The organism is Streptomyces sp. V1I1, from assembly GCF_030817355.1.
Classification (GTDB): Bacteria; Actinomycetota; Actinomycetes; order Streptomycetales; family Streptomycetaceae; genus Streptomyces.
On record NZ_JAUSZH010000001.1, the window covers coordinates 7,439,042 to 7,465,163 of the forward strand.

Annotated in this window: 18 protein-coding genes and 3 pseudogenes; 6 read left to right on the plus strand and 15 right to left on the minus strand. The window is 68.9% G+C overall.

From position 1 onward, the window contains the following. Positions 1 to 9: 9 nt before the first annotated feature. The 4 genes and pseudogenes from QFZ67_RS34915 to QFZ67_RS39210 all read right to left on the minus strand — a co-directional run. Positions 10 to 3,258, minus strand: coding sequence for an amino acid adenylation domain-containing protein (locus QFZ67_RS34915; RefSeq protein WP_307665037.1), 3,249 nt, complete (start codon positions 3,256 to 3,258; stop codon positions 10 to 12). A 2-nt stretch (positions 3,259 to 3,260) separates the two neighbouring features. After that, a complete protein-coding gene (locus QFZ67_RS34920; protein ID WP_307665039.1) occupies positions 3,261 to 5,849 on the minus strand; it encodes a Pls/PosA family non-ribosomal peptide synthetase in 2,589 nt (862 codons plus the stop codon). A 364-nt stretch (positions 5,850 to 6,213) separates the two neighbouring features. Continuing rightward, positions 6,214 to 7,722 carry a glutamate synthase subunit beta gene (locus QFZ67_RS34925; protein ID WP_307665040.1) on the minus strand — a complete coding sequence of 503 codons (1,509 nt, stop codon included), beginning with the start codon at positions 7,720 to 7,722 and terminating at the stop codon, positions 6,214 to 6,216. Positions 7,723 to 7,971: 249 nt separating this feature from the next. Further along, positions 7,972 to 8,097, minus strand: a pseudogene (locus QFZ67_RS39210) (FAD-dependent monooxygenase); the annotation flags it as partial. 158 nt (positions 8,098 to 8,255) lie between these two features. Between QFZ67_RS39210 and QFZ67_RS34930 the strand changes: the two are divergent. Continuing rightward, entirely contained in the window at positions 8,256 to 8,546 is a 291-nt protein-coding gene (locus tag QFZ67_RS34930; protein WP_307665041.1) for a DUF1232 domain-containing protein, read from the plus strand. 254 nt (positions 8,547 to 8,800) lie between these two features. Further along, positions 8,801 to 9,643, plus strand: coding sequence for a class A beta-lactamase (gene bla / locus QFZ67_RS34935; RefSeq protein WP_307666080.1), 843 nt, complete (start codon positions 8,801 to 8,803; stop codon positions 9,641 to 9,643). Between the two features lie 51 nt (positions 9,644 to 9,694). Here the strand turns inward: bla and QFZ67_RS34940 are convergent, their stop codons facing one another. Both QFZ67_RS34940 and QFZ67_RS34950 read right to left on the minus strand, forming a co-directional pair. Beyond that, the gene (locus QFZ67_RS34940; protein WP_307665042.1) at positions 9,695 to 11,782 is read right to left on the minus strand and encodes a SpoIIE family protein phosphatase; all 2,088 of its coding nucleotides are present in this window, start codon (positions 11,780 to 11,782) and stop codon (positions 9,695 to 9,697) included. Positions 11,783 to 12,140: 358 nt separating this feature from the next. Next, positions 12,141 to 12,509 (minus strand): annotated as a pseudogene (locus QFZ67_RS34950) (BlaI/MecI/CopY family transcriptional regulator). 188 nt (positions 12,510 to 12,697) lie between these two features. Between QFZ67_RS34950 and QFZ67_RS34955 the strand changes: the two are divergent. Further along, a complete protein-coding gene (locus QFZ67_RS34955; protein WP_307666081.1) occupies positions 12,698 to 13,018 on the plus strand; it encodes a DUF6153 family protein in 321 nt (106 codons plus the stop codon). A 93-nt stretch (positions 13,019 to 13,111) separates the two neighbouring features. Further along, on the plus strand, positions 13,112 to 13,741 hold the full coding sequence (locus tag QFZ67_RS34960) for a DUF305 domain-containing protein (RefSeq protein ID WP_307665043.1): 630 nt from the start codon (positions 13,112 to 13,114) through the stop codon (positions 13,739 to 13,741). A 285-nt stretch (positions 13,742 to 14,026) separates the two neighbouring features. On the opposite strand, the gene QFZ67_RS34965 is transcribed toward QFZ67_RS34960, so the two are convergent. Beyond that, a complete protein-coding gene (locus tag QFZ67_RS34965; RefSeq protein WP_307665044.1) occupies positions 14,027 to 14,836 on the minus strand; it encodes a trypsin-like serine protease in 810 nt (269 codons plus the stop codon). A gap of 556 nt (positions 14,837 to 15,392) precedes the next feature. Between QFZ67_RS34965 and QFZ67_RS34970 the strand changes: the two genes are divergently transcribed. After that, positions 15,393 to 15,671 (plus strand): hypothetical protein, encoded by a 279-nt coding sequence (locus tag QFZ67_RS34970; RefSeq protein WP_307665045.1) that lies wholly within the window; start codon positions 15,393 to 15,395, stop codon positions 15,669 to 15,671. Here QFZ67_RS34970 and QFZ67_RS34975 read toward each other — a convergent pair. The 4 genes from QFZ67_RS34975 to QFZ67_RS34990 all read right to left on the minus strand — a co-directional run bounded on the left by QFZ67_RS34975 (position 15,653) and on the right by QFZ67_RS34990 (position 19,793). After that, positions 15,653 to 15,955 (minus strand): hypothetical protein, encoded by a 303-nt coding sequence (locus tag QFZ67_RS34975; protein WP_307666135.1) that lies wholly within the window; start codon positions 15,953 to 15,955, stop codon positions 15,653 to 15,655. The genes QFZ67_RS34970 and QFZ67_RS34975 overlap by 19 nt on opposite strands. Positions 15,956 to 16,146: 191 nt before the next feature. Continuing rightward, positions 16,147 to 17,181, minus strand: coding sequence for an ABC transporter ATP-binding protein (locus QFZ67_RS34980; protein WP_307665046.1), 1,035 nt, complete (start codon positions 17,179 to 17,181; stop codon positions 16,147 to 16,149). Beyond that, positions 17,178 to 18,767: an iron ABC transporter permease gene (locus QFZ67_RS34985; protein WP_307665047.1), complete on the minus strand. Its 1,590-nt coding sequence runs from the start codon at positions 18,765 to 18,767 to the stop codon at positions 17,178 to 17,180. The genes QFZ67_RS34980 and QFZ67_RS34985 overlap by 4 nt, the downstream gene beginning before the upstream one ends. 6 nt (positions 18,768 to 18,773) lie before the next feature. Then, on the minus strand, positions 18,774 to 19,793 hold the full coding sequence (locus tag QFZ67_RS34990) for an iron ABC transporter substrate-binding protein (protein ID WP_307665048.1): 1,020 nt from the start codon (positions 19,791 to 19,793) through the stop codon (positions 18,774 to 18,776). A gap of 272 nt (positions 19,794 to 20,065) precedes the next feature. Between QFZ67_RS34990 and QFZ67_RS34995 the strand changes: the two genes are divergently transcribed. Continuing rightward, positions 20,066 to 22,663 (plus strand): AMP-binding protein, encoded by a 2,598-nt coding sequence (locus QFZ67_RS34995; RefSeq protein ID WP_307665049.1) that lies wholly within the window; start codon positions 20,066 to 20,068, stop codon positions 22,661 to 22,663. A 4-nt stretch (positions 22,664 to 22,667) separates the two neighbouring features. On the opposite strand, the pseudogene pcaD reads toward QFZ67_RS34995, so the two are convergent. The 4 genes and pseudogenes from pcaD to pcaH all read right to left on the minus strand — a co-directional run. Next, positions 22,668 to 23,414, minus strand: a pseudogene (pcaD, locus tag QFZ67_RS35000) (3-oxoadipate enol-lactonase); the annotation flags it as partial. Further along, the gene (pcaB, locus tag QFZ67_RS35005) at positions 23,411 to 24,748 is read right to left on the minus strand and encodes a 3-carboxy-cis,cis-muconate cycloisomerase (protein ID WP_307665050.1); all 1,338 of its coding nucleotides are present in this window, start codon (positions 24,746 to 24,748) and stop codon (positions 23,411 to 23,413) included. The gene pcaB and the pseudogene pcaD, both read right to left, overlap by 4 nt. Positions 24,749 to 24,753: 5 nt before the next feature. After that, a complete protein-coding gene (pcaG, locus tag QFZ67_RS35010; protein WP_307665051.1) occupies positions 24,754 to 25,305 on the minus strand; it encodes a protocatechuate 3,4-dioxygenase subunit alpha in 552 nt (183 codons plus the stop codon). Next, positions 25,305 to 26,066, minus strand: coding sequence for a protocatechuate 3,4-dioxygenase subunit beta (gene pcaH / locus QFZ67_RS35015; protein ID WP_307665052.1), 762 nt, complete (start codon positions 26,064 to 26,066; stop codon positions 25,305 to 25,307). The genes pcaG and pcaH overlap by 1 nt, the downstream gene beginning before the upstream one ends. Between the last annotated feature and the right edge of the window lie 56 nt (positions 26,067 to 26,122).

The following is a 26,122-nucleotide window of genomic DNA, read 5'->3' on the forward strand; positions in this document are numbered from 1 at the left end:
GGTCGCGGCTCAGGAAGAAGTCAGCAATTCGGCGGCGCGCAGCACGGCCTTGGCCGCCTCGGTCGGACGGGTGCGCAGGAAGTAGTGGCCGCCGTCGGCGAGTTCGTGCAGGTCGACGCGCTCGGCCAGGAGCTGCCAGTCGCGGTGGCGGCGTGGGAACTCGGCCGTGTGCGGGTCGTCGGTGGCAACGACCACGGTGACCGGCGCGGACAGCTTCACCGTCGGCGGGGCGTCCAGGGTGTCGGCGAAATAACGGTGTGCGGCGACGCAGTCGTGCCGGTAGGCGGCACCGATATGCTCGGCGTGCTGCGCATCCAGCTCACCGAGCTCGGTGTAGCCGCTGTCCGCGCCCAGCCCCGCGGCGATCTCGGCGTTGCTCCGCCCGGTCAGCTCGGTGATGGCGGCGCGCCGGTCGGTGGCGTCACCGAGCAACTGCGCGCCAAGGAACACCCGCTGGACGTCCACCCCGCGCTCTTGCAACTGCCTGGCTGTCTCCACAGCCAACGCGGCGCCCGAGGAGTGGCCCCACAGCAGGACCCTGGTCAGGCCACGCCGGGTGATCTCGGCGATGACCTGTTCGACCACCTGTGCGATCGGCGCGAACGGCTCGCTCTCGGCGGCCACGTCGTGACCGGGCAGCTCGACGGCGTAGACCGCCAGGCCATCGGCCGGCAGTGCCCTGGCCATCGGCTGGAAGTTCACCGCGTTGCCGCCGGCGTAGGGGAAGCACACCAGGGCAGCGGCCTGCGCGCGGTCCGATTCCGACAGTGGCTGCAGCAGCCCGGAGCGCCGCTCGGACCTGCCGTCGACCAGCTCGGCCAGATCAGCGAGGATCGGGTGACGGGTGACGTCCTTGAGGGTCACCGCACGGTCCAGGGTAATCGCCAGCTTCACTGCCGACAGCGACGTGCCGCCCCGGTCGAAGAAGTGGTCCCGCCGTCCGATCTGGTTCTCCGGAATGCCAAGTACCTTCGCCCATGCGACCGCCAGCCGCTCTTCGGTGGGCGTACTCGGCGCGCGGTAGTCGTCCTCGACGACGTCGAGCTCTCCGGCGAGCGCCACCAGCGTCTTCTTGTCGATCTTGCTGTTGGCCGTCAGCGGCAGACTTTCCCGCCAGTGGAAGGCAGACGGGACCATGTACTCGGGCAGTGAAGCACCGAGCCGGTGCAACAGGACGTCGGCCTCGAGTGGCTGCCGGCCGGAGTAGAAGGCCACCAGGTGCTTGCTCTGGTCGGCGCGTTCGGCCACCACCACCGCGCCGTCGCGGACGCCGGGTATCCGCAGCAGGGTGTTCTCGATCTCGCCGATCTCGATCCGGAACCCGCGGATCTTGACCTGGGTATCGCGGCGGCCGAGGAACTCCAGCTTGCCTTCAGGCTGCCAGCGGCCGTAGTCGCCGCCGAGGTAGAGCCGCATGCCTTCGCGGTGCGGATCCGCCAGGTAAGCCGCCTGGGTGCGTTCGGGGTCGTTGATGTAGCCGCGGCCGACACAGACCCCGGAGAAAGCGATCACACCCGGGGCACCCAGCGGCACCGGTGCGAGGTGTTCGTCGACGACGTAGACATGCACATTGTTGACCGCGCGGCCGAGCAGGATTCGGTCCGGCACCCGGTCCATGACCTCGTGGTTGGTGTCGTCCGAGGTCTCGGTCAGCCCGTAAGCGTTGACCAGCTTGATCTCCGGCTCGGCCGCGAACCAGCGCTCGGCGAGCTCCTTCTTCAGCGCCTCACCGGTCACCGACACGTACCGCAGGTCCGGCAGCTCGCGGGGGTGCTGCTCCAGACAGGACACGACGACTTCCAGGTAGGAGGGTACGACCTGGAGCACCGCGACCCGGCCGTCAATGATCTTGTCGACGAACTGTTGGACGTCCAGGATCACTTCCTGCTCGACCAGCAGGGTCCGCCCACCGACCAGGAGCGCGGAAACCAGTTGCCACAGGGAGATGTCGAAGCACTGAGGTGCGGTCTGGGCGACCACCTGCCCCTCGCCGATCTCCAGGTCGTCGATCTTGGCGTAGAGGTGGTTGAGCATGCCCGCGTGCTCGCACATCGCACCCTTGGGCTCACCTGTGGAGCCGGAGGTGAAGTAGATGTAGGCGAGTTGGTCCGGCGCGACGCCGACGCCGAGATCATCGTCGGCATGGTCCTCTTCGTAGGCCGCCTCGACGAAGAGCCTCTGGACTCCGGGCAGGGAGTCGAGTGCCTGATCGAGGGTGGTGGTGCTGCCGGATTCGGTCAGCACCAGGGTGCATTCGGCACGGGAGAGCGTGGCCCTGATGCGTTCGGCCGGGAAGTGCGGCTCGATGGGCAGGTAGACGCCACCGGCCTTGAAGACAGCGAGGACGGCGGCCATCCAGTCCAGGTTGCGCTCGGTCACCACCGCGACGACACCTTCGCGGCGCAGCCCCCGCGCCAACAGGGCTCGCCCCAGCCGGTTGGCACGGCTGTTGAGCTCCCCATAGGTCCACTGCCGGTCGCCGTGCACGGCTGCGACGGCGTCCGGGTGTGCCCTCGCCCGCTGCTCGAACAGTTCGTGGAACCGGCGGTCCGGCAGGTCCCGGCGCGGTCCGGCGAACCCTTCGAGCTGGAACTGGAGTTCCTCGGCGGAGAGCAGGCTCTGCCGCCCGTGCTCGGCATCCAGATCGGCGGCGATCAGTGCGAGTGCGGTGAGGTGATAGCCGGCGATCCTGGCGGCACAGTCCGCGTCGAGCACGTCGGTCCGATACCGCAACCGCAGCAGGAGTTGGCCCGCGTGCTGCGCGAACCCCACCCACAGCGCCGTGCCTTCGGCGAGATCGCCGCCGACGTCGGCCGGATCGAACACGGTCTCGAGCGACGGTTCGGTCAGGCCCAGCTCTGCCTTAAGACCATCGACCGCAAAGCCCTTGTGCGACAGCAGTTCTGACTCGACTTGATGGGTGTTCAGCAGCAGCGTCCGCCACGAGTCGGGTTCGGTCGTCAGCCGGCAGGGCAACGGTTGGCCGCCCTCCACGGCGACGTAGCCGGTCACGACCTCGTGCTCGCCGGACAGCGCAGCGAGCACCTTGGCATGCGCGGCCAGCAGCACCGAGTTGAGCGGAACCGCCAGGTCCTCCGCCAGTCGGCACAACGCTCCCACGACGTCGCCCGGGATCGTCGCCTCGTGCTCGTCAACGCCCGTCAGCGGATTGAGCGTCCATCGCGGAATCGTGGTGAATCCACCGGCGACGAGCACGCCGCGCCAGAACTCCCGCTCGGCTTCCACTTGCGCTCCCATCGTCATCCCCCTCCCCTCACGGTCGCCACGGTGTTGGGGGCCGCCGAACAGGGCGGCGCCGCAGTCGTCGTCGGCTGATAGTGATCCCGCATCTCCGCGGCTGGGTTTCCTCCCCACCGTGCGTGCTGGGGGATCTCCTCGCCTTTCATGAGGAAGGAGTCGGCGGCGAGCACTGCGCCGTCGCCTATGGTCACGCCGTAGTGGATGTGGGCACCGACACTGAGGGTGCAGCCGGCACCGATCGTGTTGTGGTCGGACTTGAAGGTGCCGTCCTCCTGCGAGTGGCACTGGATTTTGCTTCCCGCGTTGAGCGTGCAGTCGTCCCCGATGGTGACGAGCGTCCGTTCCGTCAACATGCAGCCGTCGTCGAAGAGCCGGCAGCCGAGCCGAACACCCAGCAGGCGCCAGATCACGTTCTTGAAGGGGGTGCCATTGAAGACATTGAAGTACTCGACAGGCACCTTCCAGAGACGCTCGTGCAACCAGAAGTTCGCGTCATAGATGGAGCACAACTGCGGTCGCAGCGCGCGGAATGCCGTGATGCCACGCTCCACCAGTACGAAGTAGACAGCGGTGAACCCAAGGACGAGCGCCAGGGACGCAGCGATCACTACCTGCCCGAAAGCACCGTAATAATCGACGGTCGCAAGGCCGAGCAGCGTGAGAACGAAGAAGTGCAGCCAGCGCACGAACAGGAACAAGCCCATCGTGCGGATGTTGTAGCGGTTCTTTTCCGCGAGGTTGCGGCGCAACTCGTCCCCGGTCCGGAGATGGTCGAACCGGCTGTCGCGCTCCACCGACCGGGGAATCTCGAAGCACGGCGAGCCGAGCAGGCCCACTCCCTCGCGGACCTCGCCGTCGAGCGGAATCATCACCTTCGTTGCGAGGAGGCAGTTGTCGCCCGTCCTGCCCCCTGAGGGATAGGCGATGTTGTTCCCCAGGAAGTTATGCGGCCCGATCGACGCTCGGGACACGAGGAAGGATGTGCTCGAGAAGTCGGCATTGATGATGGAGAGCCCGTCGGCGATCATCGTTCCGCTGCCGACAGAGCTCAGGTACGGCGTCTCGTGCTGCACTTCCGTGCCGAAGTTCGACCCGGTCTGCTCGACATGAGACAAGTCGTATCCGAGGCCGCGCAAATAGTGAACGATGTAGGAGCTGTCACCGAAGAGCCATTTGTAGAACTTTATGTTCGTCATGCGCGCGATCGCCCGGTGCGCGGAGTAATGGAAGCCGTACAGCGGATAGACCTTGTCCGGCTTGATGAATAGGTTCAACAGGCGCGGAATGGTGAGCAATGCGGCGAAACCCACGACGGCGAAGCCGAAGAAGAGCACGAGGGAAAGGACCAGCGCGTCGATGAAGAGCTCCGGCGACGTGATCCCCACCGTGCCCGTGCCCAGTACGTTGCTCAGCGCCGGGACCTCGGTCAGCAGCATGTACGCGCCCCCGACGGTCAGCGGCACGTACAGGAAGATCACCTGGAGCAGGGTGAGGAGGCCGTAGCCGGCCCGGCGCAGCGTGCCGCAGCGCGCCGGCGCGACCCTCACGTAGTCGAGTTCCGTGCGCTGTGCCGGGGATCCGTGCCACCGCTGGCCGTCCGGGACCACCTGGCCGCTTTGAAGCGCGGAGGTGTGGCCGAGCTGCGCCCTGTCGCCCATCGACGTGTCGATGTCGAGCACGGTCTTCTCGCCGATGAACACGTCCCGGCCGAGGGTGACGGGGCCGGTCTGAATGCGCCCACTGTGCGCCCGGTAGCAGAGGAAGAACGCTTCCTTACGGATCACGGTGCCGGCGCCGATCGTGAGCAGGTCGGTGCAGACCGGAATGGTGCGGGAATGGATGGTGACACCCTTCCCGATCCGCGCGCCGAGGGCCCGCAGGTACAGCACGTACAGCGGATTGCCGACGAACAAGATCATCGGGTTGGCGTGGACCAGCGCCTTGACTGTCCAGAAGCGCAGATATGTCAGACCCCAGACTGGGAACTCGCGGGGTTCCCAGCGGCCGATGAGGATCCATTTGGCCACGATCGGGAACGTGCACAGGCCAACGAAGCCGGCGCCGCCGAAGAGGACCGACCGCAGGTAGATGTCGCTCAAACCTGAGCCGGCGGAGACCCACTCGTAGCCCCGGGCGGTGACATTTCCGGCGAGGAAGCAATACCCGAGGAAAATCAGGAACTGAAGCGTTCCGCATAGGACGTACTGCAGCGTGCTGGCCGGTGTCACCACCTTGGTCGACGCCGGGACCGACGACTCGGCAGGGGTGGGTGCTGTGTCCGCGAGCGCCGCCACCAGGCTTCGGATTGTTGGGTTTTGGTAGACGTCCTTCATCGACACCGATGGCAGGTCCGCCTGCTTCCTCACCCGTGCACAGAAATGGGCCAGCACCAACGAATTGGCGCCGAGGTCATCGAAATAGTGGCTGTCGACCGACACCCGCTCGACGCCCACGACGTCGGCCAGCACCTCGGCCAGCATATCCTCGAGGTTTTTCTCGACGCCGGTCTTCGGGCCGGTGTACCTGCGCTTGGTGATAGCAGATTCATCCGGCCCGGGCGTCAAAACCTCGACAGATTCATCTTCCATGTCAGCCCCTTGAAGAAATTTCTCCTTGAGGAAATTTCGAACACGATGGGCCAATGCGGCCGGCATCCGGAGCCCTCGCGCTCCCTCGATGGCGGGAGCGAGCAATCCGGAAGCCACGAGCTCGTGAGCTCTCATCCGGTCACAAAACCGTCACCTGTAGTCTTCACCGTCCATCGTCGGGTTGCCACTCGAACTCGATTGGGTACCCGCTACCAAGACCTGTGGAGCGAAATAGATTTTCGGTCACTGGGCGCCGAACTGGGCCGATTACCGGTCAAGCACCTCTGAGTACAGAGAGTTGAGGGACGGTCAGGCTCGATGTACCCCTGTCGGCATCCCGCAACGGAAAGAATCGGCCGGCGGGTCACACCGCCATGGGCCGGTCCGTCGGGGCGATCGGGGCCGGGAGCACGGTGGAGCCGGTGAGATAGAGGTCGGTGGCCGCCGCTGCGGCCCGTCCCTCCGCGATGGCCCACACCACCAGCGATTGGCCGCGTCCCGAGTCGCCCGCGACGAACACGCCCTCCGCCTTGACGCGATCTGTCTGCTTCGCCTGCGCTGCTACGGCCGCGAAGCCGGCGTCCCGCGCGAAGTTTCCCCGCCCATCCAGCGTAAGCCCGAGCTGCTCCATCACGCCGCTGCCCCGCTCGGGACCGGAGAAGCCGAGGGCGAGCAGCACCAGCTCGGCCGGGATCATCCGCTCGGTGCCCTGCCGCGGCCTTCTGGCCTCAGGCTCCACTTCCGTCAGGTGCACCGCGCGCACGTGGCCGGCCCGGTTCCCCTCGAAGCGGAAGGTGGCGCAGGAGAAGAGCCTCGGATCCGTACCCTCCCGCCCCCGGGCCTCTTCATGGGCATGGGAGATCCGGTAGACCTTCGGATGGACGGTGGGCCAGGGCTCGCTGTCCGGCCGGGCGCCACCCGGCTCGGGGTTTATGTCCAGCTGCACCACGGAGGCCGCGCCCTGGCGCAGCACGGTGCCCAGGCAGTCCGATCCCGTGTCCCCGCCGCCGATGATCACCACGTGCTTGCCCTCGGCGGTGACGGGGGGCGCTGCATAGTCGCCCTCCGTGACCCGGTTGGCGAGGGTCAGGTAGTCCATTGCCTGATGGATGCCGCACAGCTCGCGGCCGGGTACGGAGATTTCCCGCCGCTCCGTGGCCCCGACAGCTACGACCACCGCGTCGTGGCGCCTCCTGAGCTCGGTGGCGTCCAGATCGCTGCCGACCTTCACACCGGTGCGGAACTTCGTGCCCTCTGCACGCATCTGCTCGATACGGCGGTCCAGGTGCCGCTTCTCCATCTTGAACTCGGGGATGCCGTAGCGCAGCAGCCCGCCGATGCGGTCGGCGCGCTCGTAGACGGCGACGGTGTGGCCGATTCGGGTGAGCTGTTGCGCCGCCGCCAGTCCCGCGGGTCCGGAGCCGATGACAGCGACCGTCTTCCCGCTCAGCCGCTGCGGCGGCTGCGGTGGCGCGTACCCGCGCTCCCAGATCTGGTCGGCGATGGCCTGCTCGACGTTCTTGATCGTGACTGGATCGGCATTGATGGCCAGTACACAGGCATCCTCACACGGCGCCGGGCAGAGTCGCCCGGTGAACTCAGGGAAGTTGTTGGTCGCGTGCAGCCGCTCGGCCGCGGCCCGCCAGTCGCCCCGCGCCGCGTACGCGTTCCACTCGGGGATGAGATTCCCCAGCGGGCAGCCGCTGTGGCAGAACGGTATGCCGCAGTCCATGCAGCGCCCTGCCTGCTCGGAGACGAGCGGCAGCAGCGTCTGTCCTGTGTGGACCTCGTTCCAGTCGCTCAGGCGTTCCTCGACGGGGCGCGCCACACTGGGCCGACGGGGGGTCTTGAGGAAGCCGTGGGGGTCGGTCATGCGCCGCCTCCGTCGCCATCCGCGGTGCATTACGGCGTTCTGGACAGGATACGCCCACTTTGTTGCGTTTTGACCTGAGTGGGTTTGGGTCGGTTGTCTGCTGCGCCGGTGCGCGGCCTGGAGCGGCAGGCGTTCATTCCTTGTCGGATCTGCCAGGGTGGTCGGACAGCGCTGCGAGCAGCGTTTCGGCCTGCCCGACGGCGCCCGGGGCGTCGGTGCTCGCCGGCCCCTGTTCCGGCGGCAGTCGACGCCGCGACATCGGAGTTCCGTGGCCGCGGTCAGCCCGACGGGGCCGGCGCCCACGATCAGTACATCGGTGTGCACCACTGGTATCTCCCACCGAGAGGCCCCCTGTGCGGACCGCCCCGAGCCCATGCTCCCGGCTTCTGCGCCAGGTTGTATCGCGTGCTGAAGTCGTCTGCGGCTGCCACATCGCTCATGTCGCGCGGCATCCGCGCCACCCGTCTGACGGCACCTGGGTGAGCGACTTCGCCGCAGTGGGGTACTCCTTGTCCTGGGAGACGGGAGAAGTCATGCGTACCGAACTGTGGGTGGTGGTGGCGGTCGCCGCTGCCCTGATCGTCACCACCGTGGTGCTGGCCGGCATGCTCCTGGTCAGACTCGTGAGGGCACGGCGGCTGCTGCGGGACGCGGGAATTCCCGTCGAGAACAAGATGATCTTCTGGGGTGCCCTGATCTACCTGGCGAGTCCGGTTGACCTGCTGCCCGACCCGGTCCTCCTGGACGACATCGGCTTTCTGCTGCTCGCGGTGCGTTCGCTCCAGTCCGCGGCGGACAGTGCGGGCGTCGCCCGCAGACGCTGACGACCCTTGGCCGATCTGTTCAGCCTCTGCCCGCCGTCCGCCGCGGTGGTGGTCCCACGCAACAGCGGGATGACTACGCATAGTTGACTGGTCCGCGAACTGCCGCGCCAGCGGCTGTTCCACTGTTCCCTGGGGCCGGGTGAACCTCCCGGCCGCCACAGAAAGAGGAGAATTCGATCTTGGAGTCCTTAGGGGCACGCCCGACCCGCCGCGCGATACTGGCCATAGGTGCCGGGACGACACTGGCCGCCGTCATGTCCACCGGCGGGAGGGCATACGCTTCAGCGCCCGGCGGAGACGAGATCTCCAGGCAGCTGAGGGAGCTTGAGCAGGAGCATTCCGTTCGCCTGGGTGTGTTCGCCCGCAACACGGCCACGGGAAGAAGAGTGCTGTACCGCCCGGACGAACGCTTCCCCATCTGCTCGGTGTTCAAGACGCTCGCCACCGCAGCCGTCCTGCGGGACCTCGACCACAACGGTGAGTTCCTGGCCAGGCGCATCCGGTACACCGAAAAGGACGTCACGGACTCGGGATACGCCCCGATCACGGGTACTCCCGAGCATCTCGCGGGCGGCATGACCGTCGCGGAACTGTGCGCCGCCACCATCTGCTACAGCGACAACGCCGCAGGAAACCTCCTGCTCCGCGAGCTGGGAGGCCCGACCGCCATCACCCGTTTCTGCCGCTCGATCGGGGACGGTACAACCCGGCTCGACCGGTGGGAGCCGGAGCTGAACTCGGCGGAACCGTGGCGCGTGACTGACACCACCAGCCCCCGTGCCATCGGACAGACCTATGCGCGCCTCACTCTCGGCGACGCGCTCACACACCACGACCGGGAACGGCTGACCGGGTGGCTGCTGGCCAACACGACCAGCGGCGAGCGCTTCCGGGCCGGACTTCCTGCGGACTGGACCCTCGCGGACAAGACCGGCGGGGGGAAGTACGGAACCAACAACGACGTGGGCATCACCTGGCCTCCCGACCGGCAACCGATCGTGATGGCCGTCCTCACGACCAAACACGAACCCGACGCGGCGGCGGACAACGCGCTCGTCGCCGAGGCCGCCGCACTTCTGGCGGCGGCACTCACCTGACCGGGCCACGCAACGAACAGGCAGTGGCCGTGCTCAAGAGGCGGCACAGGCTCATTGGAGTGTGGCCCGGTCGCCTTGACGGACGCGGTGGACGCGGGCGAGGACGAGAACCGTGTCGTCGGCCGGTGGGTCAGGCAGCAGGCTCGTGAGGATGCGGTCCGCCATCGCCTCCAACGGCCCCGACGCTCGGCCCAGTTCGGCGCGCAAAGCGTCCAGGCCGGTCTCGATGTCCCGGCTGCGTGCCTCGATGAGGCCGTCGGTGTACAGGGCGAGGATTGCGTTCTCCGGGAGTTCAATCTCGGTCGTGCCGAAGGGGTAGCCGCCGATGCCGAGAGGGACTCCCAGAACGTCGTCGATGGTCTCGACGCTGCCGTCCTGGTGGAGTACCAGGGGCGGGGGGTGGCCGGCGCTGGCGATCCGGGCGCGGCCGGTCGTCGGGTCGTACACGATGTAGAGGCACGTCGCCAGCTCGATGCCTGCCTCCTGGGCGCACTCGTCGAGCTCGGCGAGCAGGTCGTCCGGTTCGTGATCGTGCCTGGCCAGAGCCTTGGCGGTGATCCGGAGCCTGCCCATGGCGGCGGCGGCCGGCACCCCATGCCCCATCACGTCGCCCACCACCAGGACGACCCGGTCGCCGGGCAGGCTGATCACGTCGTACCAGTCGCCGCCGACTTCGGTGATGTGGCTGCCTGGTACATACCGGTGGGCAATCTGTACGTACGGGCTGGTCGCCAGTGCGCTGGGCAGCAGAGCGCGTTGGAGCGTGAGCGCGATGTCCTGTACTCGGCTGTACAGACGTGCGTTGTCCAGGCAGAGCGCGGCGCGCGAGGCGAGCTCACCGGCGAGGCTGAGATCCTCCTCGGTGAACGCCGGCCGGGCCGCGGACCGGCCGAACATCGCGAGTCCCTGAACGGTGCCCCTGGCGATGAGCGGGGCGACGAGGATGAAGGCCAGGCCGCTTTCGGCCAGCAGGCGTGCGCGCGCCTCGATGAGGACGGTGCGGGCCACAAAGTCCTCGTTCACCACGGCGGAGATCGGACGGCCCGTTCGCAGCATGTCGTGGATCACGGAGCCGGGCGGATAACTCACGCTCTCCACGCCGCTCACGAGCTCGTTGGCGGGAGGCGGCAGGATGGTCCCGGAGGCGATCCGGCGGGTGAACAGCGGCAGAGCCGGGTCGAATACCTCGGCCTCGTCCATCCACTCCACGACCTCTACGACAGCGCCGTCGGAGAAGTCCGGAACCGCTGTTTCGACCAGCTCCTGGGCCGTGAGGTTCATGTCCAGGGTGGTGCCGATCCGGGCAGCGGCCCGGTCCAGCAGAGCCAGCCGCTGACGGCCGGCCGTGGCTTCCAGCATGGCCTGCTCCCGGTCGGTCACGTCCACCAGCAGCCCGCCCACGCCGGGCGGCGTGCCGACCGCCTGGCTCAGGGGGAAGAAGCTCACCGATCGCACCTGGTCACGGTCCCGACGACCCCGTGTGCGCATACCCACCAGCGTTCCCACGACGGGCAGGCCTCCCGCGGCAACGGAGCGGAGCATGCGCTGGTACTCGCCGCCGTCGGACGTGATCATGATCTCGTCCATGGGCCGCCCGAGGTGCTCCTCGATGGGGAGCCCGTCCATGTCGGCGAGCGCCTGGTTGAGGTGGACGTACCGGAGGTCCTGGTCGAGCATGACCAGACCGATGGGGCAGGTCTCGAAGAGCGCGTCGAGGAAGGCCAGGTTGGTCTTGACCCGATCGAGCTCGTCGCTGCGGCTCGCCAAGCCCATGACCACCGAACTTTTCCCGGCACCGGTCATGGGAAAGACCCGGAAGCCGCAGTCGAAGACCGTGCCGTCACGATGCCGTGCCGCCAGCCGGCCACGCCAGTACCCCAGAGTCCGGCCCCGCTCCACCAAAAGGGTGCACGAATCGGAGGCGCCTTGGGGGGCGTCGGGGAAGAGAACGGCACCAGGCTTAGACAGGACCGCGGCGGAGTCGTACCCGAAAAGGTCGCGAGCGCCAGGCCCCCAGTAACAGACCAGGTTGTCGTCGTCGATACCGAAGACAGCCACAGGCACGTGCTCCAGCAGCGCCCCTGGCTCGGACCAGAACGGGCCATGAGCCTTCTCGCCCCCTGGCCGATCAGATGGCACGAGACGTCCCCTTCCACCGCCGCTCTCCTGTTCATTATGCGGAACCAAGGCAGTTCCGGTCGGTGGAGAGCTTGACGGGCGCCCCCATGGTCACGAGTAGTGTCCAGTCGCAAGCAGCAGGTCATCGATCATTGTCGAACATGAGCTCGATTGCGGGGCGCCCACCAAGCCCACTGTTCGGCCGGCGCCGCGAGATGGAACGCCGCGAGAGCGGCGGAGATGGAGAATGAGGCAGCCAGCGCGTGCCACACGGCCGCGGCGAGGACAGGGGCCCGGTGCGGCCAGGCACTGCGCAGCAAGATCCGCGGCGCGGCACAGCCGACGGCGACCGCATGGCCGAGCAGGGCCGGGGCCGCGTTCACGGTTCGGTCCGTCGGCCCACGTTTCGCAGGGCCTCGCGCAGGGCCGCAACCTCGTCGTCGGGCATCTTCTCTACGAACTGGACAAGAGCGGCCGACCGGTCCTCGCTCGCCCCGAGTGCGTCCTCCATCAGAGCCGCCGACTATGCCTCGCGGCTGCGTACTGGCGTGTACAACCAGGCCCGCCCCTGCTTGCCGCGCAGCAGCCAGCCCTTGTGGAACAGGATGTTGGTGACGGTCATCACGGTCGTGTACGCGAGGGGTCGCTGTTCATTGATGTCGTCGACGATTTCCCGCACCGTGGCGGGGCGGTTCCATCTCCAGAGGCGGTCCATAATCTCCGCCTCGAGTTCCCCCAGCCGACGCATGGCCCCGATTCCCTTTCCCTTCGCGCCTGTTGTACGTAAGGACATAGTAGGCGGGAGTGTGAACGCGGTCCGCGTGGCCTGTGTTTACGATGGGGGCGATGTCACGCAATGAGAAGCCCGGTGAGCCGCAACCACTGTTGCGGCTCACCGGGCTTCTCGTGTTCGGGCTGCTCATAGGGCTGCTTGGTATGCACGGCCTCGGGTCCGCACCGGCCGCGGCACATATGACGGGGCATGTGCGTACTGCTGAGCCCCAGCAGGTCGCCGCCGTCATGGACGCGCCGGACGAGTGCGGCCACGACGGTCACGGGCGTAGCGGGCACGCGGATCACGCCGATGCGACGTGTGCCTCAAGCGGCGTGGCCGGGTCTCCCGTGCTTCCCGCCCTCGCCCCGGCAGCGATCGGTCATGCCGAGGGTGCCGAGGGGCCGATCACCGCCACTGGTAGCGGTCCCGACGGAGGCAGGGCGCCTCCCTCTCTCTCAGAATTGCAACTCCTGCGGATTTAAGGGCAGGCCACGCGACGCCGCTATCTGTCCGTACTGGGCGCGGCGCCGCGATTCGCCATGCTCTTTCACAGACAAATCCCAGGAGTTTCCCGCATGAACGCGCACCACAAGCTGATCCGTCGTACCGCCCTCGTCGCCGCCACCGGAGTGGCTGCCCTGGTCTTGGCCGCCTGTGGCGGTGGCGGGCACGACATGGGGTCCATGAAGCCCGGCTCCTCGTCGTCCGCCACCACGGCACCGGCGAAGGCAGGGGACCACAGCGCGGCGGATGTCTCCTTTTCCATGGAGATGATCCAGCACCACCGCCAGGCGGTGGAGATGGCCGAACTGGCTGCCACGCGCGCCTCGTCCACCGAGACCAAGGACCTGGCCACGAAGATCAAGGGCGCCCAGGACCCCGAGATCAAGACCTTGTCCGGCTGGCTCACCTCGTGGGGCGAGGAGGTCCCCGCCGACATGACCGGCACGGGCCACGACATGTCGCCGTCCATGCCCGGCATGATGAGCACGGACGACATGGACGAGCTGAAGAAGGCGAAGGGCGCCGAGTTCGACAAGGCGTTCGCCGAGATGATGATCAAGCATCACGAGGGCGCCATCGAAATGGCCAAGACCGAGAAGGCGGAGGGCAAGTACGACCCCGCCAAGAATCTGGCCGACGATGTGATCAAGGCTCAGACGGCCGAGATCGAGCAGATGAACAAGATGCTCGGCAGGAGCTGATTCGCTGAAGCGGGGCGGCCGGCGGGGCAATCCGCCGGCCGCCCCGCGCCGTTTGGGCCGGGTACTACGGGGGCGCCCGAACTCGCATGGCGAGCCAGTATCAGGCCGTTCGGTCAGACTGTTACGGCCTCGCTCCGCACCTCAGGCACGGCCGCGTGCGAATTTCGCCGACCGGAGCCCGACCGGTCAGAGGCCCCCGACCGAGCCGCGTCCCGGTGCCGTGCGGCCAGAGGCCCGGCGCCGGGACGCGGTGGTGCTCAACTGCTCAACACTTACTGACCGGCGTCAGCCGCCCAGCCCGTCGGCGGCCTGCTTGATGTCCGCCGCGAAGGTGCTCACCTCGGTGTAGACGCCGGGCTTGCCCGGGCGCGCGCAGCCCTCGCCCCAGCTGACGATGCCGACCTGGATCCAGGCGCCCGCGTCGTCCTTGCGGAACATGGGGCCGCCGGAGTCGCCCTGGCAGGTGTCGACGCCGCCGGTGTCCAGAATCCCGGCGCAGAGCTCTTCGCCGGGGGTCAGCTGGTCGCCGTACGCCTTCTGACAGGTGGCGTCGTCGATGGACGGGACCTTGGCCTTGAGCAGATAGCGCTGCTGGCTGCCGCCTTCCTTGTCCGCGCCCCAGCCGGCGATGTCGAAGTCACCGGTGTTGAACTTGTCGTCGCCGGCGATCGGCAGGGTCGGCAGATCGATCGGCTTCTCGAGCTTGATCAGCGCCCAGTCCTTGCCCTTGCCGTTGTACCCGGGCGCCTGGAGGACCTCGGTGGACTTCACGCTTATCGCGTTGGAGTCCTCCAGGTCGACGACGCCCGCCGTCGCGGTGATGCCGGTGTTCGGGCCGCTGCCGTCGACGCAGTGGGCGGCGGTCAGAACGATGTCCTTGGCGTACAGCGCGCCGCCACAGCCCATGGACAGGCGGACCATGAACGCAAATTCACCCTGATCGGCCTTGGTCCCGCCGACGACCTTCGTGCCTACGTCACCGCGTGGGGTCGGTGTGGACGCGGCGTTGGCCGCGCCGGGCTGGAGGCTGAAGGCGGCGAGGGCGACGGCACCGATCGCGGTGGTCGTCCTGAGGTGCTTCAGGTAGCTCTTCAACGGACTTCCTCTCGTGGGGGGTACGCCTCAATGGCGAGCTCATGCCAACCCACGGAACCGGAAGTCGCCACCGAATGAAGTGCGTTGAAAAACGGCAGCACGCCGCAAGGCGTCCGAACCCAGTGGGGGATGAGTCCGCAAAGCGCCCTGCGATTATGTGGAACAAGCGGCCGGAGTGACAAGGGGGCGCAATCCCTCAACTCCCTTAGGACTCAGGCCCGTTGGGGCCATACCGGCCGATCCCAGCGCTAATGCCGCCTGCTGTTACACGAGTGATACGAAATCTCCGGAGAGCTGTGTCATTGGCGCAATCCGCGCTGAAGTCAGCGGTGCGAGTGCGGTAATCAGGCCGGTGGCGTCGGCAGCAGCGAGTTGCGGCTCCCGGCCGGCGCCGTCTTGCGATGCCGGCGTTGCGGGCGACCTGGCGCCGAGATCGCAATGTACGAGCCCGCCCGGCCAGTGCTCCCGCGTCAAGCCACCGGCAGAGTCCCCTGGCAGGTACCCGGTCAGCCGTTGTAGTCAGCGCCTCGAGCTCCGCGAGCGAGCAGCACGGTACTTGGCTCAGCGACCCGCGGCTGCGGAAGATGCGGACGGTGGCCTGGACGAGAATGGCGAGCTCTGGGTCGGTCTGGACATTCAGCGCGTCAATGAAGCGATAGACGCTGATGAATTCGGCGAACGGGGCGAAGATATTGCGGCCCTGTGCTTCGCCATGAGCCTGTACGGAAACTTTCCGATATCGCTCTGCTATGCGTGCGAGAACTTCTCGAAGGAGAACCTCGCCCTGATCGGGAAGGCGCTCTATCTCACGTGCAGCTATTCCGAGCCCAGCTGATCGTCAACAAGCCGCTGACCGAACAGCGACTGGGCCTGGCGGCTGCCGTTCCTGGCCGGCGCCTTGCTGATCGCCGTCGGCCTCGTCGTGCGGATGAAGTTGAGCGAATCGCCGGAGTTCGAGGCCGACACCGGAGCGCGGGTGCTGATCGTGGTGACCTTCCTCATCGCCATCGGCGTCATCCACGCCCCGCGGACGTACGGCGGGCGCTGCTCGCCAGCCGCGCGGCGAACGCCGCGTGGGACGAGGCCTTCGGCCGGGCCGAGCAGGAGCCCGTACGTCATCGAGGACTCACCCGCAGGGAGGCGGAGGATACCGCGCGAACGGCGGAACCCGCGCTGGGACCGGGTTGAGGAGGCTGGCGGGAGCGCGACACAGGCCCGGCCCCGACGCCGAAGGACACAGACTGAGCGGTCCGGGGGCGCGCGGACTGAGCGGTCCGGGGCGCGGCGCCGTCGTTCAACGACCAGCATGCTCAGGAGTGCAGGGTCGCCTCGCCCGTGACGTGGATGCCGGTGCGCTGGCCGGGGCGTACGGCAACGGGACCGGCGACTCGGATGTCCACCGGACTCGTCAGCCCGTCGACGTCGACGGTGACCATGGCGTCGTGGCCGTAGAAGCTCACCTCGGTCACGGTGCCCTGGACTGCCGTTGCGGTTTCGGTGAGTTGCAGTTGCTCGGGCCGCAGGAGAACGGTCCCGGTGCGGCTGTCCCCGGCGGTCGGTGCGAGGGGCAACCGGCCCAGCGCGGTGGTGGCTGTGCCGTTGGCGGCGGTTGCCGGCAGAAGTACGGCGTCGCCGACGAAACGGGCCACCCAGGGGTCGGCGGGGTGCTGGTAGACCTCCTGGGGCGTGTCGCACTGGGCGACCTTCCCGTTTCGTACGACCGCGACGAGGTCGGCCGTGGAGAGGGCTTCCTGTTGGTCGTGGGTGACCAGAACGGCGGTGGCGCCGGTGGCGTGCAGGGCGGCGCGGACATCTGCCCGGACTCCCGCGCGCAGGGAGCTGTCGAGGGCGTTGAACGGCTCATCGAGCAGGACCAGCGCGGGTTTTGGTGCCAGGGCTCGGGCCAGGGCGACGCGTTGCTGCTGACCGCCGGAGAGTTCATGGGGCATCCGGTTGCCGTATCCGCCCAGGCCGACGAGTTCGAGCATCTCTTCCGACCGGCTGCGGCGCTTGCCGCGATCGGTGCCGGTCAGGCCGAAGGCGACGTTGCGAGCGACGCTCAAGTGCGGGAAGAGCGCGCCTTCCTGCGGGACGATGCCGATGCTCCGGCTCTCCGGTGGCAGGTTCAGCCCTGGGGCGGTCAGGGTGCGTCCTGCGACCGTGATGGTGCCCGAGTCGGCGCGCAGGAAGCCGGCGATGATGCGGAGCAGGGTGGTCTTGCCGCAGCCGGACGGACCGAGCACGGCAGCGAGCGCGCCGCCGGGGACGGTGAGGTCCACCCCCTTGAGGACGGCCGCGTCCGGGCCGTAGGCCTTGGACACTCCGGTGATCTGCAGAGCGGTCATGTGCGGTGCCTCCCGAGGAGGTAGGAGGGGACGGCGGCCAGCAGGATCAGGATGGCGGCGTACGGGGCGGCGGCGGCGAACGATCCTGTTCCGGTCTCCGTCCACAGGCGGGTGGCGAGGGTGTCCATACCGGTGGGGCGCAGCAGCAGGGTGGCGGGCAGTTCCTTCATGCAGACCACGAAGGTCAGGGCGGCCCCGGCGGCGACGCCGGGTGCGGCCAGCGGCACGGTGATCTCACGCAGGACGCGCAGCGGGCTGCGGCCGAGTGAGCGTGCGACGTCCTCCAGGACAGGTGGGGCCTGGAGCACGGCGGTGCGGGTGGCGGCCACCGCCACGGGCAGGAAGAGCACGGCGTACGCGCAGACCAGCAACGGGAGTTCCTGGTAGAGCGGTTCGGCGTAGCGGACGGCGAAGAAGACCAGGGACAGCGCGACGGTGATGCCCGGCAGGGCGTGGCCCGCGTAGGCGGACTGTTCCAGCAGATGCGCGGTCCGGCCCCGGTGGCGGGCGGCGATCACCCCGACGGGCAGGGCGAGCAGCGTGGTGAGTGCGGCGCCCGCGGCGGCGATGCCGAGCGTCGTGGCCGCGATGTCGAGAAGTCCGGCCGGGTCCCAGGTCGCGGAGTTGCCGACGGCCAGCCAGTATCCGAGCGTGGCCAGCGGAGTGACCACGGCGACGGCCGTGACCGCCGCGCACCAGGCCAGCGCGGGCACCCGCCACCGGCCCAGCGGTGCGGGCACGGCGCGGCGTGCTGTGCCGGTACCGGTCCTGGCGTGCCCCGCGCGTCCCCGCGTACGCGCCTCAAGGGCGACCAGTGCCACTGTCATCACCACCAGCACGACGCTCAGCGCGGCGGCCGGGGTGCGGTCGAAACTTGACCGGTAGGACGTGTAGATGCCGCGGGTGAAGGTGTCGTAGCGCATCAGGGAGACCGCGCCGAAGTCGGACAGCACATACAGCGCGACCAGCACCGCGCCTCCCGCCGCCGCGGGGCGAATCTGGGGCAGCGTGACACGCAGGAAGGTCCGCAGCGGCCCGAGGCCGAGCGAGCGGGACACTTCTTCCTGTGCCGGATCGGTGCCGCGCAGCGCCGCAGTGACCGGCAGGTAGACGTACGGGAAGCTGACCAGCGTCAGCGCCAGCGCGGCTCCCGAGAAGCCCGCCAGTTCCGGGAAGGCGGAGAGCCAGGCGAAGGCCGCGACATAGCTCGGCACGGCCAGCGGCAGGGTGACCAGCACCGACCAGACGCGGGCGCCGGGCAGCGAGGTCCGCACGGTCAGCCAGGCCAGCGAGACACCCAGGAGCAGGCAGGCCGTCACAACGACGGCGGCGAGCCCGAGACTGCGGCCGAGCAGCTGGGCGGTGCGCTCATTGGCGACGACGTTCCAGGCGAAGCCGGGGCCGCGTTCCAGGGAGCGCACCGCGAGATAGCCGAGCGGCAGCAGCGCGAACAGCGCGGCGACAGTGGCCGGCACCAGCAGGACGGCCGGCGGTCGGCGCCCAGCACTCAGCCGCCCGGCCGGCGCGGGAGTGCCGGCCGGGCGGGCAGCGGGATCCGTCCGGACGACGGGATCCTTGGCGTGCATGACGGCTCAGACCATCCCGGCATCCTGCAGCATCTTCAGGGTCTCCTGAAGCGATTCGAGCTTGCCGAGGTCGATCTTGGGGGCGTCGAGGGAGTCCAGCGGCGGCAGGTCCTTGACCGTGCTGGTGACGCCGGCGGCCAGCGGGTATTCCTTGGTGTCCTCGGCGAAGTAGGTCTGCGCCTTCTTCGAGAGCAGGAAGTCGACGGCCTTCTGGGCCACGGGGGCCTGGTCGCTGCCCTTGAGGATGCCGACTCCGGCTGCGTTCACGAGGGCGCCAGGGTCGCCGCCCGGCAGGAAGTGGATCTTTGCGCCCACCTTGTCCTCGCCCTTCTCGGCGACCTGCTCGTACCAGTAGTAGTGGTTGACCAGGCCGAGGGAGACCTCGCCCTCCCCGACCGCGTCCAGCACCTTGAGGTTGTTCTCGTACACCTTCGGATCGTTGGCCTTCAGGCCCTTCAGCCAGGTGCGGGTGGCTTCGTCGCCCTCCAGGACGCGCATGCCCGTGACGAAGGCCTGGAAGGAGGCGTTGGTCGGGACGTATCCGATCTTGCCCTTCCACTCCGGCTTGGTCAGCTCGTGGACGCTGTCCGGCACTTTGGTGACCTTGCCAGGGTTGTACGCGAGGACGCGCACGCGCCCGGAGGTGCCCACCCAGTCGCCCGCGCCGCCGCGGAACGCCGCGTCGACCTGGTCCAGCGACGTCTGCGGCAGCTTCTGCAGACGGCCCTTCCTGGAGAGGGCTCCAAGGGCTCCGGCGTCCTGGGAGAAGAACAGCCCGGCCTTGGTCTTGTCGCCCTCCTCCAGGATCTGGGCAGCCAGCTCGGCGCTGTCGCCGTAGCGGACAGCGACCTTGGTGCCGACAGCCTTCTCCAGCTCGTCCAGCAGCGGTTTGACCAGCTTCTCGTTGCGGCCGGAGTAGATGACGAGCCCGGCGTCGTCTTCGTCGTTGCCGCAGCCCGCGAGCGCGGGCAGAAGCAGGGCTGCCGCGACGAGCGCGGTCAGACGTCGGACCAAGGGGCGTCGCATGAGAGAAGCCTTCCTGCGTGGCTCACTTCCGTCGCCGCACGTCGCGTCGTCAGGGAGCGAGCGGCGTAGCGGTGCCGCGGAGGAACCTTTGAACGCCCTATGAATAAGGTAAAGCTAACCTAATCGTCAAGGGTGACGTACACAACAGGTCCGCGGTGGGCGACCGGGCGGCGAAGCCGACCCTACCGGCGGCTGTTCTGTGGATCTTCAGTGGATCGGCCGTGACTGTGCTGTGACTATCAAATAAAGTAAGGCTTTCCTAAGATGCGCTCGTGATAGCGCCTTCCGGCCTGCTCCCAGGCACCAAGACCGTCCCGTTCGCCCGCAGTCTCGCGGCCCACGGCGACCGCACGGCGGTCATCACCGCCGACGGCGCGGTGTCCTACCGTGAGCTCGCCGCACGGGTGACCGAGACCGCACGCCGCCTCGGCCCGGAACGGCGCCTTGTCCTCCTCGTCGGCGCCAACACGGTCGACGCTCTTGTTGTCCACCTGGCGGCGCTGGCCGCGGGGCACCCCGTCCTGCTGGCGCCGGGCGACCATGCCGAAGCCGTGCAGTCGCTGACCGACGCCTACAACCCGGACGTCGTGGCACGCCCCGACGGCGGCGCATGGGTGCTCGACGAGCGACGCGCGGTCTCAGCGCACACCCTGCACCCGGACCTCGCGCTGCTGCTCAGCACCTCAGGCTCCACGGGATCACCCAAACTCGTCCGCCTGTCGCACGAGAACCTGCAGGCCAACGCGGAATCCATCGCGGAATACCTGGGCATCCGTGACAGCGACCGCGCGGCCACGACCCTGCCCATGCACTACTGCTACGGCCTCTCCGTCATCCACAGCCATCTGCTGCGCGGCGCCGGCCTGATCCTCACCGACCTGTCGGTCGCCGACGCCTCCTTCTGGGAGCTGTTCCGGACCGGCCGAGGTTCGACGCTGGCCGGGGTTCCCTACACCTTCGACCTGCTCGACCGGGTCGGCTTCGCCACGATGGAGCTGCCGCATCTGCGTTACGTCACCCAGGCGGGCGGGCGGCTGGCGCCCGACCGGGTTGCGCACTACGCGGCCCTGGGCCGGGCCGCAGGCTGGGACCTGTTCGTCATGTACGGCCAGACCGAGGCGACGGCCCGCATGGCGTACCTGCCACCGGACCTCGCTCACGCCCATCCCGAGGCGGCCGGTGTCGCGATCCCCGGCGGCTCCTTCCGGTTGCAGCCGCTGCCGGACTGGCCCGGCCAGGACACCGGCGAGCTGGTGTACGCGGGCCCCAACGTCATGCTCGGCTACGCCGAAAGCCCTGACGACCTCGGGCTGGGCCGGTCCATCGACGAGCTGCACACCGGTGACATCGCCCGGCGCACCCCCGACGGGCTCTACGAACTGCTCGGGCGGCGAAGCCGGTTCGTGAAGATCCTCGGCCTGCGGATCGATCCGCAACAGGTCGAGGCGATGCTCGAGAAGCACGGCATCACCTCCTGCTGCACCGGTGACGACGACGAGTTGGTAGTGGCCGTCTCGGGCGATCCGGACGCTGTCGACGCGGTGCGCGTGCGGCGGATGGTGACCGGCGAATGCGGCCTGCCGGCCCGCGCCGTGCGTGTCCGTGTCCTCGCCGAACTGCCCCGGCTCGCCACGGGAAAGGCCGACTACCGGGCCATACGCGAACTGACCCGGCCCGAGGCGTCCGCAGAGGCGGCGAAAACCGTACCGGCCCGGCGGACGACGCCCGCCGGACCCGTTGACCTGTGCCGGCTGTACGCGGAGATTCTCGACCGGGACCAGGTCACAGAGGACAGCAGCTTCGTCAGCCTGGGCGGCGACTCGCTGTCGCACGTCGAGATGTCACTGAACCTCGAGGAGGCGCTCGGCCATCTGCCCGACAACTGGCACACGCTCCCGATCCGTGAGCTCAGGAAGCCGTCGGGGCAGCCGGCCGAGGACCGGCCGAAAACCCGCCGCCGCACCCTGGAGACCGGGGTCGCCCTGCGCGCCGTCGCCATCGTGCTGATCGTCGGCTCGCACATCCATCTCTTCATGGTCAAGGGCGGCGCCCATGTGCTGCTGGGAGTCGCCGGGTACAACTTCGCCCGCTTCCACCTCACTTCGGCCGACCGCCGCGAGCGCCTGCGGAACCTCGGGCGGAGCATCACACGGATCGCCGCGCCGAGCGTGGCCTGGCTGGCGCTGATGCTGCTGGTCACCGACGACTATCGGCTCACCGACGTCCTGCTGCTCACCAGCCTCCTCGGACCGCACACCGGCTTCTGGTTCATCGAGGCCCTGGTCTACATCCTGGCGGCCGTCGCCGCCGTGCTCGCCGTACCGCTCGTGGACCGCACCGAGAGGCGCTTCCCCTTCGCCGTTCCCGCGGCCCTGATGACGCTCGGGCTGATCGGGCGCTACGACCTCTTCGGCCTCGACGCCCGCGGCCACATTCCGCTGGCGGTCACCGTCTTCTGGCTCTTCGCCATGGGGTGGGCCGCCGCGAAGGCGGTCACTGTGCGGCAGCGGCTGCTGGTGACGGTCGCAGCCATGGCGACAGTTCCGGGCTTCTTCGGGCAGCCGGCCCGCGAGGCGGTCATCATCGCCGGCCTCGCACTCCTGGTGTGGGTGCGGAATCTGCCGAGTCTGGCCTCCGTCAACCGAGTGGCAGGCGTACTGGCCGGCAGCTCTCTCTACATCTACGTGACGCACTGGCAGGTCTTCCCGCGACTGGACGACCAGTTCGCGGTGGTGTCGATGATCGCCTCACTCCTCGTCGGCATCGCATACGCCGCCTTGGCGACCAGGGTGATGCGGTGGCGGCCGTTTTCACGAGAGCGGTGGATCAAGCTCCGTTCACGGCGGGGGAGCATGGGCTCGGTCCCGTGACCGTGAAGTGGGCGCGCAGGGCGGCGAGTACGGCATCCGGGCGCTCGGCGGGGGCGAGGTGGGAGGCGTGCGCGAGTTCGGTGAGTGTGGCGCCGGGGACGGCGTCGGTGATCTCCCGGGCATGAACGGGCGGGGTGGCAGGGTCGTCCCGGCCCGCGATCACCAGCGTAGGGGCGGTGATCGACGGCAGCACATCGCGCACGTCGTACGTGGCCACGGCATCGCAACAGGCTGCGTACGCCCCCGCGTCGGTGTGCCGAAGGTCGTCCAACAGGCCAGGCACCGTGAAGCCGGGAGTGAACCAGCGTGAGGCAGCCGTCCGGGCGATCGGGCCCGTGCCTTCGCGACGTACCAGCGCTGCCCGCTCGCGCCACGGCGCGGCGTCGCCGAAGTGCGCCGAGGAGCAGACCACGGCGAGTCGGTCGATCCGCTCGGGGTGGTGTGCGGCGAGCCACAGGCCGACGGCTCCGCCGAGTGAGACTCCGGCGTACGAGAAGCGGTCGACGCCCAGCGAGTCGGCGAGCCCGAGTACGAGTCCGGAGAGGTCGGCGACTGTCGCTCCGGGGCCGATCTGGTCCGCGGGGGAGCCGCCGTGGCCGGGCAGGTCCCACCGTACGACCCGGTGTCCGGTCGAGAGCTCGGGCGCGACGCCGTCCCACAGGGCCGTGGAGGTGCCGAGGGACGGGCCGAGCAGGAGCGGGGGAGCGGTGGCGGGGCCTTCGCAACGATGGTGCAGCAGCCTGTCGTTCATCGGCGTTCCAATGCGCGGTCGGTGAGGGTACCGGCGGATCCGGTGTAGCGGGCGGGGTCGGTGAGTTCGGCCGGCAGGAGCCCGACCAGGCCCGGGACTTCGCCGAGGACATCCGTGAGGCTTTCGCCTTTCGCACGGGCCCGTTCGGCGGCGGTGGCCAGGAGCCCCTTCGCGCGGGCCCGGCCCAGACGAGCGCCGAGGACCGCGGCCAGGCGCTCCGAGACGATCAACCCGTCGGTGAGATCGAGGTGTTCGCGCATCAGATCCGGATGGACCCGCAGGCCTTCGGTGAGTTCGGCGGCATCCCGGGCGGCGCCCCCGACGAGCCGCAGCAGGTCGCGCAGTGGCTCCCACTCGGCGTGCCAGGCGCCGGCCGGCCGCTCGTCCTCGGCCGCCATCGAGGCGTACAGCACGGAGGCGAGGGCGGGAGCCCGTCGCGCGGCCGCAGCGACGAGCGTGGCGCGTACCGGGTTGGCCTTGTGTGGCATTGCGGATGAGCCACCGCCGCGGCCCTCGCGCACCTCACCGATCTCGGTGCGGGAGAGGGTGAGCACATCGACGGCCGCCTTGCCCAGTGCCCCCGCCGTGAAAGCGAGGGCGCCCGCGAGGTCGGCGACCGGAGTGCGCAGGGTGTGCCAGGGCAGCGGCGGCTCCCTGAGCCCGGTCTCCTGCGCGTACGCGGCCACCAGTCGTGGTCCCACCACCTCGCCGGTGTCCGCCCAGGCGCTGAAGGCCGCCAAAGTGCCTGCCGCGCCGCCGAGTTGGGCAGGCAGGGACTCCCGTACAGCAGCGAGGCGGTCGCGGGCGTCCAGCACCAGTGACCGCCAGCCGGCCGCCTTCAGCCCGAACGTGGTCGGCACGGCGTGCTGGGTGAGTGTGCGGCCCGGCATCACCGTGTCGCGGTGCTCCCGGGCCAGCCGCTCCAGCGCGCCGGAGGTCCGTCCGAGGTCGTCGAGGATGAGGGACAGCGTCCGCGAGGCGACCAGCATCGCCGCCGTGTCGAGGATGTCCTGACTGGTGGCTCCCCGGTGGACATACTCGGCCGCCTCATGCGGCACCGCGGCGGTCAGGTCCCCGACCAGCGGGATCACCGGATTGCCGCCGGAGCGGGCGCGCAGAGCCACGTCGCGTACGTCGAAGTGGGCCGCGTCCGCCGCTGAAGTCACCGCCCGGGCCGCTTCCTCGGGCGCGAGCCCGCACGCTGCCTGCGCGCGAGTGAGCGCCGCCTCGGCATCGAGCATCGCCTGGAGGAACGCGGCGTCGGAGGTGGCGGACTCGGCGGGGGAGCCCGCCCGCCCGGGGGCCAGCAGTCCGTCGTCGCTCTCGTACGTCATCGGAATCAGAACTCCAGGAAGACCGTTTCGCCGTCGCCCTGCAGGCGGACGTCGAAGCGGTACGTGCCGTGCGGTCCGGAGTGGGCGATCAGTGTTGCCCGCCGGGCCGGTTCGAGTGTGTCGAGGAGTGCGTCCCCGGGCGTGTCCTCCAGATAGGCGCGTGTGTACAGGTGGTGCAGCAAACCGCGGGCGAAAACGGCGACGCAGATGTACGGGACTCCGCCGGGCGGAAGCGTACGGACGGCCCAGCGACCGTCGGCATCGGTCGGCACCCGGCCGAAACCGGTGAAGTCCACGCCGTCGCGGCCGACGACCCTGCCGGTGACGGGGTCGTGGCGCAGCGATCCCGGCCGTCCCGTGCGGGAGCCGTCCGGAGCGGGCTGCCAGGTCTCGACGAGCGCGTCCGGTACGGGGTTTCCGGCACCGTCGTACACATGGCCGTGCAGGGTGATGGTGTCGGGGTGGCCTGCTGGGGCGACCTCGCCGCCGCCGGTGAACGGCAGGGCGTATCCGTAGAACGGGCCGACGGTCTGCGAAGGCGTGGGCGGCGTGGACATCAGTGGCCTTCCTCGGTCCAGGTGGCTGACGGGCCGTCCAGGACGATGTCCCAGCGGTATCCGAGTGACCACTCGGGGACGGACAGATCGTGGTCATAGGCGGCCACGAGACGCTCGCGGGCACCGCTGTCGGTGACGGACTGCAGCACCGGGTCATACGCGAAGAGCGGGTCGCCCGGAAAGTACATCTGCGTGACCAGACGCTGGGTGAACGCGGTCCCGAAGAGCGAGAAGTGGATGTGGGCCGGGCGCCATGCGTTCACGTGGTTGCGCCACGGGTACGCGCCGGGCTTGATCGTCGTAAAGCTGTAGCGGCCCTCGTCGTCGGTGAGGCAGCGCCCGGAGCCGGTGAAGTTCGGGTCGAGCGGCGCGGGGTGCTGGTCGAGCTGATGCGCGTACCTGCCGGAGGCGTTGGCCTGCCACAGCTCGACGAGCTGGCCGCGTACCGGCCGGCCGGCGCGGTCGAGGATGCGGCCGGTGACGGTGATCCGCTCTCCGAGGGGCTCGCCCAGGTGCTGCCGGGTCAGATCGCGGTCCAGGTCGGTGACGTCGGTGACGCCGAAGGCGGGCCCGGACAGCTCGACGGCCTCGGGGTCGCGCATGGGTATCAGCGGCCGGTGCGGATGGCGCAAGTGGCTGCTGCGGTACGGCGGGTAGTCGCGCGGCGGGTGGTGCCCGCCGGCCACGGCGGCCGGCACCTTGGCGATCTCGTCGTCGATGTCCCGCTGGCTCAGGCCGTCGGGCAGGGGCTCGGAGGTCATCGGCGACCTTTCCGTTCGGATGATTAGTCAGTGTACTGAGTATTGGTTTGTGGGTG